This window comes from Bradyrhizobium sp. AZCC 1678 (assembly GCF_036924765.1).
Classification (GTDB): domain Bacteria; phylum Pseudomonadota; class Alphaproteobacteria; order Rhizobiales; family Xanthobacteraceae; genus Bradyrhizobium; species Bradyrhizobium algeriense.
Map to the genome: position 1 here is coordinate 3,178,187 of NZ_JAZHSE010000001.1, position 13,120 is coordinate 3,191,306.

Annotated in this window: 12 protein-coding genes; 11 read left to right on the forward strand and 1 reads right to left on the reverse strand. The window is 63.3% G+C overall.

The window, feature by feature from the left end:
* Positions 1 to 130 precede the first annotated feature (130 nt).
* Both V1294_RS15075 and V1294_RS15080 read left to right on the forward strand, forming a co-directional pair.
* Positions 131 to 3,367 carry a bifunctional cytochrome P450/NADPH--P450 reductase gene (locus V1294_RS15075; RefSeq protein ID WP_334498174.1) on the forward strand — a complete coding sequence of 1,079 codons (3,237 nt, stop codon included), beginning with the start codon at positions 131 to 133 and terminating at the stop codon, positions 3,365 to 3,367.
* Between the two features lie 141 nt (positions 3,368 to 3,508).
* A complete protein-coding gene (locus V1294_RS15080) occupies positions 3,509 to 4,183 on the forward strand; it encodes a spermidine synthase (RefSeq protein ID WP_334504648.1) in 675 nt (224 codons plus the stop codon).
* A 122-nt stretch (positions 4,184 to 4,305) separates the two neighbouring features.
* Here V1294_RS15080 and V1294_RS15085 read toward each other — a convergent pair whose 3' ends face one another.
* Entirely contained in the window at positions 4,306 to 5,220 is a 915-nt protein-coding gene (locus V1294_RS15085; protein WP_334498176.1) for an alpha/beta fold hydrolase, read from the reverse strand.
* 182 nt (positions 5,221 to 5,402) lie between these two features.
* Between V1294_RS15085 and V1294_RS15090 the strand changes: the two genes are divergently transcribed.
* The 9 genes from V1294_RS15090 to paaB all read left to right on the forward strand — a co-directional run bounded on the left by V1294_RS15090 (position 5,403) and on the right by paaB (position 13,111).
* The gene (locus V1294_RS15090; RefSeq protein ID WP_334498179.1) at positions 5,403 to 5,783 is read left to right on the forward strand and encodes a hypothetical protein; all 381 of its coding nucleotides are present in this window, start codon (positions 5,403 to 5,405) and stop codon (positions 5,781 to 5,783) included.
* Positions 5,780 to 6,862, forward strand: coding sequence for an alpha/beta fold hydrolase (locus V1294_RS15095; RefSeq protein ID WP_334482490.1), 1,083 nt, complete (start codon positions 5,780 to 5,782; stop codon positions 6,860 to 6,862). Before V1294_RS15090 ends, V1294_RS15095 begins: the two co-directional genes overlap by 4 nt.
* Positions 6,859 to 7,452 carry a GNAT family N-acetyltransferase gene (locus V1294_RS15100; protein ID WP_334498182.1) on the forward strand — a complete coding sequence of 198 codons (594 nt, stop codon included), beginning with the start codon at positions 6,859 to 6,861 and terminating at the stop codon, positions 7,450 to 7,452. Before V1294_RS15095 ends, V1294_RS15100 begins: the two co-directional genes overlap by 4 nt.
* A 275-nt stretch (positions 7,453 to 7,727) precedes the next feature.
* Positions 7,728 to 8,204: a phasin gene (locus V1294_RS15105; protein WP_108521834.1), complete on the forward strand. Its 477-nt coding sequence runs from the start codon at positions 7,728 to 7,730 to the stop codon at positions 8,202 to 8,204.
* A gap of 216 nt (positions 8,205 to 8,420) precedes the next feature.
* Positions 8,421 to 9,707 (forward strand): DUF445 domain-containing protein, encoded by a 1,287-nt coding sequence (locus tag V1294_RS15110; protein WP_334498185.1) that lies wholly within the window; start codon positions 8,421 to 8,423, stop codon positions 9,705 to 9,707.
* 184 nt (positions 9,708 to 9,891) lie between these two features.
* Entirely contained in the window at positions 9,892 to 10,662 is a 771-nt protein-coding gene (locus V1294_RS15115) for an esterase/lipase family protein (RefSeq protein WP_334498187.1), read from the forward strand.
* A gap of 212 nt (positions 10,663 to 10,874) precedes the next feature.
* A complete protein-coding gene (gene paaX / locus V1294_RS15120; protein WP_334482477.1) occupies positions 10,875 to 11,744 on the forward strand; it encodes a phenylacetic acid degradation operon negative regulatory protein PaaX in 870 nt (289 codons plus the stop codon).
* Positions 11,745 to 11,819: 75 nt separating this feature from the next.
* On the forward strand, positions 11,820 to 12,812 hold the full coding sequence (gene paaA, locus V1294_RS15125) for a 1,2-phenylacetyl-CoA epoxidase subunit PaaA (RefSeq protein WP_334498190.1): 993 nt from the start codon (positions 11,820 to 11,822) through the stop codon (positions 12,810 to 12,812).
* An 11-nt stretch (positions 12,813 to 12,823) separates the two neighbouring features.
* Entirely contained in the window at positions 12,824 to 13,111 is a 288-nt protein-coding gene (gene paaB, locus V1294_RS15130; RefSeq protein ID WP_027539035.1) for a 1,2-phenylacetyl-CoA epoxidase subunit PaaB, read from the forward strand.
* Positions 13,112 to 13,120: the final 9 nt, after the last annotated feature.

The following is a 13,120-nucleotide window of genomic DNA, read 5'->3' on the forward strand; positions in this document are numbered from 1 at the left end:
GTCATAGCGAGCATAGCGTTTCGCGCCGTCATTCCGGGATGCGCGCAGCGCAGACCCGGAATCTCGAGATTCCGGGTGCATCGCCCCGGAATGACAGCGTCAGGAGGTTAGGCAGGGAGACACTTCGAAAATGGCGGCCAGCAATAAACTAAACCCGATCCCGCATCCGCCGAAGAAGCCCGTCGTCGGCAACATGCTGTCGCTGGACCCCAACGCGCCGGTGCAGCATCTGGTGCGGCTCACCAAGGAGCTGGGGCCGATCTTCTGGCTGGACATGATGGGGGCGCCGCTCGTCATTGTCGGCGGCCATGATCTGATCGACGAGCTCTCGGATGAGAAGCGCTTCGACAAGGCGGTGCGCGGTTCGTTGCGCCGGGTCCGCGCTGTCGGCGGCGACGGGTTGTTTACCGCCGACACCAGTGAGCCGAACTGGAGCAAGGCGCACAACATCCTGCTGCAGCCGTTCGGCAACCGCGCGATGACGTCCTATCATCCGAGCATGGTCGATATCGCCGAGCAGCTCGTGAAGAAATGGGAGCGGCTCAACGGCGACGAGGAGATCGACGTCGTCCACGACATGACGGCGCTGACGCTCGATACGATCGGGCTGTGCGGCTTCGACTACCGCTTCAATTCGTTCTACCGCCGCGACTATCACCCGTTCGTGGAATCGCTGGTGCGATCGCTCGAGACCATCATGATGACCCGCGGCCTGCCGCTGGAAGGCCTGTGGCTGCAGAAGCGGCGCAAGACGCTCGCCCAGGACGTCCTCTTCATGAACAAGATGGTCGACGAGATCATTGCCGAGCGCCGCGGCAATGCGGAAGCCACTGATGCCAAGAAGGACATGCTTGGCGCCATGATGACCGGCGTCGACCGTGTCACCGGCGAGCAGCTCGACGACGTCAACATCCGTTACCAGATCAACACATTCCTGATCGCGGGCCACGAGACTACCAGCGGACTTCTGTCGTGCACGATCTATGCGCTGCTCAAGCACCCGGAAGTGCTCAAGAAGGCCTACGAGGAAGTCGACCGGGTGCTCGGTCCGGATATCGATGCGAAGCCGACCTATCAGCAGGTCACGCAGCTCACCTACATCACGCAGATCTTGAAGGAAGCACTGCGGCTGTGGCCGCCGGCGCCGGCCTATGGCATCGCGCCGCTGAACGATGAAACCATCGGCGGCAAATACAAACTGAGGAAGAACACCTTCGTCACCGTCCTGGTGATGGCGCTGCACCGCGATCCCAGCGTCTGGGGTCCGAACCCGGACGCGTTCGATCCCGAAAATTTCAGCCGCGAGGCTGAGGCCAAGCGCCCGGTCAATGCCTGGAAGCCGTTCGGCAACGGCCAGCGTGCCTGCATCGGCCGCGGCTTTGCGATGCATGAGGCGGCGCTCGCCATCGGCATGATCCTGCAGCGCTTCAAGCTGATCGACACCCACCGCTACCAGATGCACCTGAAGGAAACGCTGACGATCAAGCCCGACGGCTTCAAGATCAAGGTGCGGCCGCGCGCCGACAAGGATCGCGGCGCCTTCGCCGGCCGCGCGGCGGTGGCCGCGGCCGCCTCGAACGCGGCGGCGCCGCAGGCACGCGCTCGTCCCGGACACAACACGCCGCTATTGGTGCTCTACGGCTCCAACCTCGGCACCGCGGAAGAACTGGCGACGCGGGTGGCTGACCTCGCCGAGGTCAACGGCTTTGCGACCAAGCTCGGCGCGCTCGACGATTATGTCGGCAAGCTGCCGGAAGAGGGCGGACTGCTGATCTTCTGCGCTTCCTACAACGGCGCAGCGCCTGATAACGCCACGCAGTTCGTCAAGTGGCTGGACAGCGGCCTGCCGAAGGATGCGCTCGCCAAGGTGCGTTACGCCGTGTTCGGTTGCGGCAACAGCGACTGGGCGGCGACCTATCAATCCGTGCCGCGGATGATCGACGAGCAGTTGGCGGCGCATGGCGCGCGCAGCCTGTTTGCTCGCGGCGAAGGCGACGCCCGCAGCGACCTCGACGGCCAGTTCGAGAAATGGTTCGCGAAAGCAGCGCCCGCGGCGATGAAGGAGTTGGGCGTCGATTCCAGTTTCGCCCGCAGCGCCGACGACGCGCCGCTTTATTCGATCGAACCGGTGGCGCCCTCGGCCGTGAACGCGCTCGTTACGCAGGGTGGCGTCGCGCCGATGAAGGTGCTGGTCAATTCCGAGCTGCAAAACAAGACGGGCGCCAATGGTTCCGACCGGTCGACCCGTCATGTCGAGGTGCAATTGCCGCCCGGCATCACCTATCGCGTCGGCGACCATCTCAGCGTCATTCCGCGCAACGACCCCGCGCTGGTCGATTCCGTCGCGCGCCGCTTCGGCTTCCTGCCGGCCGACCAGATCCGGCTGCAGGTGGCGGAAGGCCGCCGCGCGCAATTGCCGGTGGGCGATGCCGTGTCGGTCGGGCGATTGCTGACCGAATTCGTCGAGCTGCAGCAGATCGCGACCCGCAAGCAGATCCAGATCATGACGGAACACACGCGGTGTCCCGTCACCAAGCCAAAACTGCTCGCCTATATCGGCGACGATGACGCGTCTGCGGAGCGCTACCGCTCGGACGTGCTGGCCCGGCGCAAATCGGTGTTCGATCTGCTGGAGGAACATCCGGCCTGCGAATTGCCGTTCCACGCCTATCTGGAAATGCTGTCGCTGCTGGCGCCGCGCTATTATTCGATCTCGTCGTCGCCCTCGGTCGACCCGGCGCGCTGCAGTGTCACCGTCGGCGTCGTGGAAGCGCCCGCCAGTTCGGGGCGCGGCGTCTACAAGGGCGTCTGCTCGAACTATGTCTCCGGCCGCCGCGTCGGCGACAGCGTGCATGCCACTGTGCGCGAGACCAAGGCAGGCTTCCGCTTGCCCGACGATGCTTCCGTGCCCATGATCATGATCGGCCCGGGTACAGGGCTTGCGCCATTCCGCGGCTTCCTGCAGGAGCGCGCGCACCGCAAGGCGCAAGGCGCCAAGTTGGGGCCGGCGATGCTGTTCTTCGGCTGCCGGCATCCCGAACAGGACTTTCTCTATGCGGATGAATTGAAGGCCTTTGCCGCCGACGGCATCACAGAGTTGCACACCGCGTTCTCGCGCGCCGACGGGCCCAAAACCTATGTGCAGCATCAGGTCGCGGCGCAAAAGGATCGCGTCTGGAGCCTGATCGAGCAGGGCGCGATCGTCTATGTCTGCGGCGACGGAAGCAAGATGGAGCCGGACGTCAAGGCCGCGCTGGTTGCGATCTATCGCGAAAAGTCCGGCGACGACGCCGAAGCCGGCCTGCGCTGGATCGACGATCTCGGCACCAAGAACCGTTACGTGCTGGATGTGTGGGCCGGCGGGTAGCTTCTTCATGGGGTGGGCAAGGCGCAGCGTGCCCACCATCTCTCCGAAATCGCCGGCGTCAATGGTGGGCACGCTTTGCTTTGCCCACCCTACGGTTCATCGCTGGCCGCGACATCGTGCAATCATGCTACAAGCTCCGGCATGATTCCCTGGGAAAAGATAGACACCGCGCGCATCCCCGGCACCGACGACGAACTCCGCCTGAAGCGGCGCGGCAAGGAGTTCTCCATCATGCTCGGCACCAACGAGCTGATGAACAGTCGACTCTCGGGCTCGGAGGCGGCGCTGGCGACGCTCGCGGCGAAGAAGATCGAAAAGATTGCAAAGCCGCATGTGCTCATCGGCGGCCTCGGCATGGGCTTCACCCTGCGCGCGGCGCTCGCCGTGCTCGGAAACAAAGCGCAGATCGTGGTGGCCGAACTGGTGCCCGCGGTCGTCGCCTGGGCGCGAGGTCCGATGGCGGAAATTTTTGGCGACAGCCTGAATGATCCGCGCGTGAGCATTCGGGAATCCGACGTCACCGAAATCATCGGCTCGCACCGTTTGAAATTCGACGCCATTCTGCTTGACGTCGACAACGGCCCGGAGGGGCTGACCCGCAAGGCCAATGATGCGCTCTATAGTCCGTCCGGGTTGGATGCGGCGCGCGCGGCGTTGCGGCCGGGGGGCGTGCTGGCGGTCTGGTCGTCCGGGCCCAATCCGGCATTCGCAAAGCGCCTTCGTGGTGCAGGCTTCGACGTCAACGAAGTCAATATCCGCGCCACTGGCAGAGGCGGCGGCGCGCGCCACGTCATCTGGATTGCCAATAAAGCGTAGCCCGGATGGAGCCAACGGGTCGCGCGAATGCGCGCCCGATGACAGGCTTCGCGTAATCCGGGCCAGGCGCGAGCTGATAGAGTTTCCCGGATTGCGCTGCGCTCCATCCGGGCTACGCGGAGCTACGCCGCCTTCGCTGCCGCGCGACGCGCGTGCTCGTCGATCGCGCCGATGATCTGCGGCCACATCGGGATCGGCAGCGCGTGACCCATGCCTTCGATCATCAGCAGCGTTGCGCCAGGGATCGACGCCGCCGTGTCCTTGCCGCCTTCGGGGCGTACCAGGGGATCGACGGTGCCGTGGATGACCAGCGTCGGCACCTTCACCTGACCCAGCCGTTCCTTGCGGCTGCCGGAGGCCAGCACGGCGCGCAATTGGCGTCCGACGCCGGCCGGATTGAGACCGCGCTCATAGGTGCGCGCGGCGCGTGAGGGGTCGAGCGCTTCGTCTTCCGGGAACGAGCCGACGCGCAGCACTTTCCAGGTCTTGGCGAACCGCGCGAAATATTCCTCCTTTGATGTCGGTGGCGGCGCCATCAGCACGGCGGCGGCTTCGCGCGTCGGCGGCGGCACTTTCGGGTTGCCGGTGGTCGACATGATCGAGGTCAGCGAACGCACCCGCTGCGGAAACGACAGCGCGACTTCCTGGGCGATCATGCCGCCCATCGATGCTCCGACGAGGTGTGCCGATTGGATGCCGAGTACATCGATCAGGCCGACCGTGTCCTTCGCCATGTCGATCAATTTGTAGGTCGAGGCGACCGGGATCTTCAGGAACCGCAGCTTGAGCAGCTCGAACGGGGTCAGGCGCTTGCCGCCGGAAAGATGCGAGGATTTGCCGATGTCGCGATTGTCGAAGCGGATGACGCGAAAGCCGCGCGCGGCGAGCTGGCGGCAGAACTCGTCGTCCCAATGGATCATCTGGGCGCCGAGCCCCATGATCAGCAACAGCGGTTCCGCGGCCGGATCGCCAAAAATTTCGTAGCAGATATCGATGCCGTTGGCGCGAGCGATCTGTGGCGGCTGATGAGCGAGCATCGCTGTGTCTTTCCCTCGGGTGGTACCTTGACGGATAAACTGTATGGCACGGTTTCCCGCACCGCAGAAGACCTGTCGCGGACGCCCATCGTCCGGTTGACCGGCCCGCCGCAACGGTGTGGTATGGCTCAACAGAAGCGAAGCGTGGCAAGCGCTCGTAACCTTTTAGGGAGAGGGCGTCTATGGCCGACAAAGGCAACGATCCTGCCGCGATCTGGCAGACCATGCTCGGGGAGATGGAGAAGGGGTTCAACTCCTTCGCCAACCAGGCGATGGCCTCGCCTGAGTTCTCCAAGGCGATGAACCAGGTCGGCGGCGTGTCGGCGGGCGCGCAGAAGCAGCTCGGCGAGCTGATGGAGAAATACCTGCTGGCGATGAACCTGCCGAGCCGGGCGCAGATGGTCGGCATGGCCGAACGGCTGCAGTCGATCGAAGGCCAGCTCAACGAGATCAAGGCGATGCTGCATCAGGTGCATCATAACTCGCTGGCGCAGGACGGCGGCCTTGGCACGCCGCGGCCGCCGCGCACCAAGCGTCCGCCATCGGAGGGAGAGCAGAAATGAACGCTCCGGCGGCTCTCGATCTGGCGTCGATCTCGGAGCGGGTCCAGTCCGAGGTGCAGCGCGCGATCCAGCGCAGCATCAAGGGCGTCGAATATTTTTCCTCGTCCGGTCCATCGCTCGGCTCGACGCCAAAGGACATTCTCGCCGTCCGCGGCACCATGAACCTCTATCACTATCGGCCGGTCGCGGACGAAATCTATCGCATTCCGATCCTGATCGTGATGGCGACCACCAACCGCGGCTACATCCTCGACCTGGTGCCGGGCCAGAGCTTTATCGAGTTTCTGTTGAAGCGCGGCTACGACGTCTACATGCTGGACTGGACCGCGCCGAAGCCGGAGGAAAAATCCCTGCGGATGGAGGACTACGTCCTCGACTTCATCCCGGATTGCGTCCGCCGCGTGCAGCAGGATTCCGGCGAGCATGATGTCAACGTGATCGGCTATTGCTTCGGTGGCGTACTGTCGCTGTTGTACGGCTCGATCTTCAACGACGGGCCGATGAAGAACCTGATCTGCTTCACCACGCCGATCGATTTCCGCGAGATGAAGCTGTTCCAGAATTTTTCTGATCGACGCTATTTCGATGTCGACAAGCTGGTCGACAGCGTCGGCAACGTGCCGCCGGAAATGATCCTGTCCTCGTTCGAAATGTTGCGGCCGGCCTCGCGCACCGTCAGCCAGGTGCAGTTGTGGGAGAACATCTGGAACGACGAATACGTCAAAGCCTACCGGATGATGGATCGCTGGGGCACGGACACCTTGCCGCTGGCCGGCGAGTACTTTCGCGCCATTACCAAGGACCTGATGTGGGACAACAAGCTCTACAACGACACCATGACGGTCGGCGGACGCGCGGCGGATATTTCAAAGATCAAGGTGCCGATCCTGCATGCGGTGGCCGAACACGATCACATCGTGCCCTATGACGCGGCAAAACACCTGATCACCAAGGTCGGCTCCACGGACAAGGAAGAGGTGATGCTGAAGGGCGGTCACGTCAGCCTTGTCGCCGGCGCCAATGCGATCAAGCGGCTGTGGCCGAAACTGGACTCCTGGCTAGGTAAGAGATCAACATGAGCGAAACACGTTCCTATCCGCGCCACGTCAAGACCGACGCCGGCGACATTGAATTCCGCATGATGGCGCGCAGCGACGAAGCCGCCGTGCTGGCCTTCGCGCAAAAGCTCCCGACACACGATCTGCTGTTCCTGCCGCGCAATATCAGTCAACCCAAAGTGCTGTCGGCCTGGGTCAACGAGATCGAACGCGGCGCCATCACGAGCCTGCTGGCAGTGAAGGGTGGGACGGTGGTCGGCTGCGGCACGCTGGTGCGCGACCCGCATTCCTGGTCGCCCCATGTCGGCGAGATCCGGATGGTGGTGTCGCAGGATGTCCGCGGGCAGGGCGTCGGCCGGGCGCTGTCCCAGGAGACCTTTGCGCTGGCCCTGGGCGCCGGCCTGGAAAAGCTGTCGGTACAGATGACGGTCGACCAGCAGGCGGCGATCACGCTGTTCGAAAGCCTTGGCTTCAAGGCCGAGGCCCTGCTGCGGGACCACGTCCGGGACGTCGACGGCAAGAAGCACGACATCGTCGTGCTCGGGCACAATGTGGCGCAGGTTCGGGCACAGATGGAAGCCTACGGGTTGCCGGGGGCGGTCCAGCACTAGAGACGGCTCCAGGGCGCTACATCGCGGAGCCGAGACAAAATAGCGAAAACAACCCCATGCAAAGTAGACGGGGCTCGGACCGGCATTAGCCAAAAGTATGACTTTTGCCGGTTCTCTGAGCAGAACGCTCACGCATCGGGCTTTTCACGGATTCGTGATATCGCGCTGCAACATTGATATTGCGGCGCACCATTAACTATGGCACAACGATCTCGCCCCGGGCCAATCCGGACGGGGTGAGCCCATAGCTCAAACCTGAGGATGGAGAGACCCCAATGACCACCGAAACCAATTCCGTGCTGAACACCGTCAAGGAAGCCTTCGCGCCCGTCACCGAGGCGTTCACCAAGCTTCAGAACCTGGAAGTTCCGGAAGCTGCCCGTGAGTTCGTGAAGAAGCAGGCCGAGACCGCCAAGGAGCGCGCTGCCGACTTTTACGCAGGTTCGGAGAAGGCGACCGCTGCGATCGAGACCGCCGTTGCCGGTTCGGTTTCCGAGGCCGCCAAGATCAGCCGCAACATCCAGCAGGCGTTCTATCAGGACGCGGAAGCGTTCTTCGCCGGCATCGACAAGCTCGCGTCGGCCAAGTCGCTGAGCGAAGCCGCCCAGATCCAGTCGGACCTGGTCCGTGCGCGTGGCGAAGTGCTCGTCTCGCGGGCGAAGGCCAGCACCGAATATCTCGGCAAGCTCGTCACCGAGGGTGCCAAGAACGCGCAGGACAACTTCGCCAAGGTCTATTCCAAGACCGCCTGATCGCGATCCGCCTGACAACTGCATTTTCGAAGGCCCGCTTTTGGCGGGCCTTCTTTTTGTCCTCTCCACGTCATGCCCGGGCAGAAGCGCGAAGCGCGTCTTCGCGCTAGATTGACCCGGGCATCCACGTCTTTCTTGCTTGGGTTGATCAAGACGTGGATGGCCGGGACAAGCCCGGCCATGACGGCAGTGGGGCATCGCGGTAGACTCCAAATCATGACGCTTCCCGCCACCTTCGGCATCGACACTCCCGGCGACGCCGCCCGCGCCGCCGAGTTGCGGCGTGTGAAGTTGCTGGCGACGGGGGTGCTGGCGGCGACGTTTGCGATTTTCCTCGGCGCGAAGGCGTTGCTGCCGGTGCATCCGGTGTTCGGCTTTATCGCGGCCTTTGCCGAGGCCGCCACCATCGGCGGCCTCGCCGACTGGTACGCCGTGGTGGCGCTGTTCAAAAGACCCTTGGGATTGCCGATCCCGCACACCGCGATCATCCAGAGCAACCAGCAGCGCATCGCCGACAAGCTCGGTGAATTCATCGAGGTGCATTTCCTCGAATCTGCCCCGGTCGAAGCAAAACTGCGGCAGATCGATTTCGGCTCGTTCATCGCGGACTGGCTGCGCGACCGCAAGCGCAGCGAGGATCTCGCGCGCTTTGCGCTGCGGCTGTTGCCCGAAGCGGTAGCTGCGACGGAGAATTCCGGGCTGATGACTTTCGTCAGCCGCCGCATCACCGCGCAACTGATGGCGATCGATCTCGCGCCGCTTGCTGCTGGTACGCTGCGCGCATTCGTGAAGGAGGGGCGGCATCAGGGTCTGCTCGACGATCTCCTTCGCGGCGTGCATCAGATGATGACGCAGGCCGAGACCATGGCGATGATCCGCGAGAAGATCCGCGCCGAATTGCCGACGCTTTTAAAACTCTATCGCGCCGACAAGTTTCTGGTGAACAAGATCGTAGCCTCGGCGACCGCGTTCTTCGAGGAAGTCCGCAACGATCCCCAACATCCGTTTCGCGGCGAGTTCGACCGTATGGTGCTGACCTTCGTCGACCGCCTCGGTAGCGATCCGGCTTACGCCGAACGCATCGCCGGCCTGAAGCGCGATCTCTTGGCGCGGCCCGAACTGACCAGCCTGGCGCGTCATATCTGGGAGAATGTGCGCACCTTCTTTGAACGCAGCGCGTCGGGCGAGACGCAGGTGCTGGAGCAATATCTGGTGCGCATGTTCGTGAAAGCGGGCGAGGCGCTGGCCGGCGACGCCGAGTTGCGCACCGAAATCAATCAGGGGCTCGTTGCGGTGATGCGCACCGTCGTCGCCGAACAGAAGAGCGGCGTTTCGACCTTCATCTCGGATCAGGTGAAATCCTGGGACATGGGGCAGTTGATCTCGCTGATCGAAATCAACATCGGCCGCGACCTGCAATACATCCGTTTCAACGGCTCGCTGATTGGCGGGCTTGCAGGGCTGGCGCTCTACACCCTCGAATACCTGCTGCGGCTGCTGTGACTAATTGATCACGTCAACGCTTTTAGTTGTCCCGACTGTGATCTGCCCCGCTTGCAACGGCAAAACCGGTTCCTTAGCTTTTTATGGAACAATGTTGCGTTGCGAACGATTCTACTGCGTTGCGTCTAACTGAACCAGTGGCGTGGCTGCCGAGACGTAAGGGGCCCGCCCGAGAGGAGACATAATGTCCGTTGCTACACAGACGCTTTCGCCGCCGTCCAGAACGCTGATGTTTCTGGAGGGGCGAGCTATTTCAGAACTGGGCGCTTTTCTCGGCGCGCTGCCGCTGCTCAGCCTCGCCCCACGAGGCGATGGTCATCCGGTGCTGGTTTTGCCCGGGCTTGTTGCATCAGACACTTCCACGCGTCCGCTGCGCAGCTTCCTGAAGAGCCGCGGCTACGCGGTCAGCGGCTGGCGCCAGGGCCGCAATCTCGGGCTGCGCCACGGTGTGCAGAACGCGATGGTCGATCTGGTGCACGAGTTGAACGACACCCATGGCCGCAAGGTCTCGCTGGTCGGCTGGAGCCTCGGCGGTCTCTACGCACGCCAGCTCGCCAAGATGATGCCGGAGCGCGTGCGCTCCGTGATCACGCTCGGCAGCCCGTTTGCCGCGGGACCGAAGGCGACCAACGCCTGGCGCGTTTATGAGATGGCAAGCGGCCGACGCGCCGACGAAGAGGATTCGCGTTTTGGCGGCGCGCTGTCGGGGACGCCGCCGGTGCCGACCACCGCGATCTTCAGCCGCACCGATGGCATCTGCGCCTGGCAGGGCTGCATGGAAAAGACGTCAGCGACATCAGAGAGCATCGAGGTCGAGAGCAGCCATTGCGGCATGGGCCATCACCCCGCCGTCGTCTATGCGGTGGCCGATCGCCTGGCGCAGGCGGAAGGTGAATGGTCGCCGTTCGATCGAAGCGGCTGGCGCAGCGTGGTTTATCCGGATCCGCATCGCTGACTGGCGCGGTTATCTTACCTCGCCCCGCTCTTGCGGGGAGAGGTCGGATCGCATCGTCAGATCGATCCGGGTAAGGGGCGCTCTCCGCGTACTCACGTCTATCGAATTTGCGGAGGCAGCCCCTCACCCCAACCCTCTCCCCGTGAAGAACGGGGAGAGGGAGAGGCAGCCACCGTTGTCGCAAATCCAAAAAACGCGGTATGCCTTGACGCATGCCGCCACCGCTTGCCCGCATCATCCAGCAATTGAAGCGAGAACCGTCGCGCACCGGTTCGATCGTCATCACCGTGTTCGGCGATGCCATCGTGCCGCGCGGCGGCTCGGTCTGGCTCGGCACGTTGCTCGAATTCTTCGAACAGCTCGACATCGACGCCAGCGTCGTGCGCACCGCGATGTCCCGGCTGACCGCCGACGGCTGGTTCGAACGCAATAAAGTCGGCCGCAACAGCTTCTACCGTCTGGTGCAGAGTGGGCGGCAAACTTTTGATATCGCAACGAAACACATCTACGGCCCGCCGGCTTCTGACTGGACCGGGCGCTTTGAACTGCTGCTGATCGGCAATGGCGAAGACCGCGACGCCTCGCGCGAGGCGCTGAAGAATGCGGGTTTTGGCAGTCCGCTGCCAGGCGTGTGGGTTGCGCCTTCGGGCGTGCCGGTGCCGGAGGAAGCCTCGGGCGCCATCCGCCTCGAAGTCTCCGCCGAAGACGACAGCGGGCGGCGCTTGCTCAGCGAAAGCTGGCCGCTGCATCGCACCGCCGACGCCTATCAGAAGTTCATGAAAACCTTCGAGCCGCTGCACGGCTGGATCGTCAGCGGCGAGCGGCTGACGAAGGCCGACGCCTTCACCGCGCGGATTCTCCTGATCCACCATTACCGCCGCGTCGTGCTGCGCGATCCCTTGCTGCCGATGGCGTTGCTGCCGGCGGACTGGCCGGGCAGGGCGGCCCGCGCGCTCTGCGGCGAAATCTATCGCGCGCTACTTCCCGCGTCGGAACAATGGCTTGACCGCCATGCGACCAACGAAAATGGGCCTTTGCCAAAGCCCGTCGCGGAACTTTCGAGGCGTTTCGGCGATCCGTAAATATGTTACAGAAATATATTGCGCATCTAAATTTATGTTATATATTTCCTCCCAACGATATCAGGGAGGTCCGCCATGTATACGCAGGCGCTCAATTCGTCCGAGGGCGAAGACCGCCACATTGAGGACGCCGCGCGGGCCGCGCAGTTTCAGGCGCGTATCGACGCCGACGAACGCATCGAGCCCAACGACTGGATGCCGGCGGCCTACCGCAAGACGCTGACGCGGCAGATTTCCCAGCACGCGCATTCCGAAATCGTCGGCATGCTGCCCGAAGGCAACTGGATCACCCGTGCGCCGTCGCTGCGCCGCAAGGCCGCATTGCTCGCCAAGGTGCAGGACGAATGCGGCCACGGGCTCTATCTCTACGCCGCCGCCGAAACGCTCGGCACTTCACGCGAAGAACTGGTCGACCTGATGCTGGCCGGCAAAGCAAAGTATTCCTCGATATTCAACTATCCGACGCTGACCTGGGCCGACATCGGCACGATCGGCTGGCTGGTCGACGGCGCGGCGATCATGAACCAGATCCCGCTGTGCCGCTGCTCCTATGGTCCCTATGCGCGCGCGATGATCCGCGTCTGCAAGGAGGAGTCCTTCCATCAGCGCCAGGGCTTTGAGATCATGCTGATGCTGTGCCGCGGCACCGACGAACAGAAAGCGATGGCGCAGGACGCGCTGAACCGCTGGTGGTGGCCGGTGCTGATGATGTTCGGTCCGCCCGACCAGGCCAGCCAGCACTCGGACACCTCGACCAAGTGGAAGATCAAGCGCTTCTCCAACGACGAGCTGCGCCAGAAATTCGTCGATGCGACCGTGCCGCAGGCGCAGTTCCTGGGACTTACGATTCCAGATCCCGGCATGAAACAGAACGAAGCGGGCAACTGGGAATACAGCGCGATCGATTGGGAAGAGTTCAAGCAGGTGCTGGCCGGCAACGGTCCCTGCAACCGCGATCGCCTCGCGGCGCGGCGGAAGGCGCATGAGGATGGTGCCTGGGTGCGCGAGGCGGCGATGGCCTATGCCGAGAAGCGCCGGCAGCGCGCCGCCTTGCAGGCTGCAGAGTAGGGAGACCCGCGATGGCAACGCCGAACATTCCGCTCTGGGAGGTCTTCATCCGCAGCCGCAACGGGCTGGCGCACAAGCATGTCGGATCGCTGCACGCGACCGACGCGACCCTGGCGCTGCAGGCCGCGCGCGACATCTATACCCGCCGCGGCGAGGGCCTCTCGATCTGGGTGGTGCCCTCGAATGCGATCACTGCGTCCGATCCGTCCGAGAAGGGCATGATGTTCGAACCGGCGGAATCGAAAATCTATCGGCACCCGACGTTTTACGACGTGCCGGATGAAGTCGGGCATATGTGAGACGACTAA